Genomic DNA, 2,078 nt, shown 5'->3' on the forward strand with positions numbered 1-2,078 from the left:
GTGTTAAATTAGCTTTCACTTCTTCAGACGATAATTTTTCCAATCCTGGACGTGCAATCACGATAAAATCAATTTCTGGAGAGATACGGTCTTTTAATTGAAATAAACTCGCGCGGATTTTCCGCTTCACAGCATTTCTTGTGACCGCGTTTCCAATTTTCTTCCCAACAGAAATCCCCACTCGAAAATGGGCTTGTTGTGGTTTCTCTAAAACGTACACCACGAAACGACGATTTGCACAAGATTGTTTTTTATTAAACACCTGTTGAAATTCTTTTTCTTTCTTGACACGGTAGGACTTTTTCATCGGCATCCCTTTGTTTCTATATTTTTTTACTTCTTAATAATAATAGCATATTTCCGCTCTTTTTTAGTAGCCTTTTCTATAGAATCCTGCTTTCTTTTATTGAAAACAGAAAAAGAACCCTTAGTTATCTTCACATCTTCCAAAAAATTATGGAGATAACTAAGGGTTCTTAGAAATTGACTGTTTAAAAGACCAGACCATCATTAAGCAGAAATAACTTTTCTACCTTTACGACGACGGCTTGCTAATACGCGACGGCCATTTTTAGTGCTCATACGTTTACGGAATCCGTGAACTTTTTGGCGTTTACGTTTGTTTGGTTGATACGTTCTTTTCATGCAATTACACCTCCTGAAATTGTAACTATCCATCAATATATAGACATACTTTGATAGTATAACGAGTAATAGGGTCTTTTGTCAATAAAATTTAAGAAATATTTCCTGAGAAAGATTCGTTTCAATTATCCACAAATTAAATTTTCCTGTGAGTAGCTTGTGGATAGTTTTCCACATTTTTTTCTGTTCACAGCCATTTTTCCACTAGTTTTACACAAAAAAACAGCCTGTTAAAAAGTTTTGCACAGGTGTTTTTTTAGCTGTTGATAAGTTTTTGAAACATGATTGTGTCAAGCTTAATTATTCTCAACTTTTTGTGGATAACTCATTCAATAACCACTTTCTTCCGCAAGTGTCGACACCCTGTGGAAAACTTTTTTCACCCTTGTGTACTTTTTTTCCACATTGAACAATTGCTTGTGGAAAAAGTTTTAAAAAAATGCTAAAATCGACTATGCTCATTCTTTTAAGTTATCCACATTTTTTAGATAACCAAAATTTAAACATATAGGAGGTCACTGTATGCCCGACGTGGAAAGTTTTTGGCATAGCCTTGAAGAAGCCTATCAAGCGATTTTGTCGGCGCCAAGTTTTGATGCTTGGATTAAAACCACACGCCCTTTGAAATTAGACAACAATCAATTGTGGCTAGAAGTCCCTTCTGCAGTTCATCGTGATTACTGGGAAAAAAATCTTTCGGCAAAAATTGTCGAAACTGGATTTAAATTGACCGGTGCAGAAGTGATGCCCCATTTTGTTGTTGCCGATGAAAAAGACGCAGCACTGGCACAAGAACTCGAAGAACCTGCCGAAGAAGAAGTTGTTTTTAGTGAACAAAGTAAAAAAGCGATGCTTAATCCTAAGTACACTTTCGACACCTTCGTTATTGGTAAAGGAAACCAAATGGCGCACGCTGCAGCGCTTGTTGTTGCCGAGGATCCGGGTTCGATTTACAATCCCCTTTTCTTCTATGGTGGTGTAGGGTTAGGGAAAACCCATTTGATGCATGCTATTGGTCATCAAATGTTAGTGAATCAACCAGATGCCAAAGTCAAATATGTTAGTAGCGAAACGTTTACGAATGAATTTATCAACTCAATTCAAACAAAGACATCCGAACAATTTCGGAAAGAATATCGCAATGTTGACTTATTATTAGTCGATGATATTCAATTTTTGGCGGAAAAAGAAGCAACATTGGAAGAATTTTTCCATACCTTCAACGATCTTTACAATGAAAATAAACAAATTGTTTTAACAAGTGATCGCCCGCCGAATGATATTCCAAAATTACCTGAACGATTAGTTTCTCGCTTTGCTTGGGGTTTGTCTGTCGATATCACCCCGCCTGATTTAGAAACACGAATTGCAATTTTGCGCAAAAAAGCAGATGCCGAGCGTTTAGAAATTCCGGATGATACACTAAGTTATAT

3 protein-coding genes are annotated in these 2,078 nt (G+C 36.5%); 1 reads left to right on the top strand and 2 read right to left on the bottom strand.

Annotated elements, in window-relative coordinates; translation table 11 throughout:
• Nucleotides 1-307 (bottom strand): ribonuclease P protein component (gene rnpA, locus KQI94_RS15780; protein ID WP_216454617.1); only part of this gene is annotated, 307 nt, incomplete at its 3' end.
• Between the two features lie 203 nt (nt 308-510).
• Entirely contained in the window at nt 511-645 is a 135-nt protein-coding gene (rpmH, locus tag KQI94_RS15785; RefSeq protein ID WP_002356012.1) for a 50S ribosomal protein L34, read from the bottom strand.
• A 522-nt stretch (nt 646-1,167) separates the two neighbouring features.
• Between rpmH and dnaA the strand changes: the two genes are divergently transcribed.
• A partial coding sequence (gene dnaA / locus KQI94_RS15790; protein ID WP_216454619.1) for a chromosomal replication initiator protein DnaA occupies nt 1,168-2,078 on the top strand: 911 nt, incomplete at its 3' end.

It is taken from the genome of Enterococcus sp. S183_ASV_20 (assembly GCF_018919685.1).
GTDB lineage: Bacteria > Bacillota > Bacilli > Lactobacillales > Enterococcaceae > Enterococcus > Enterococcus faecalis.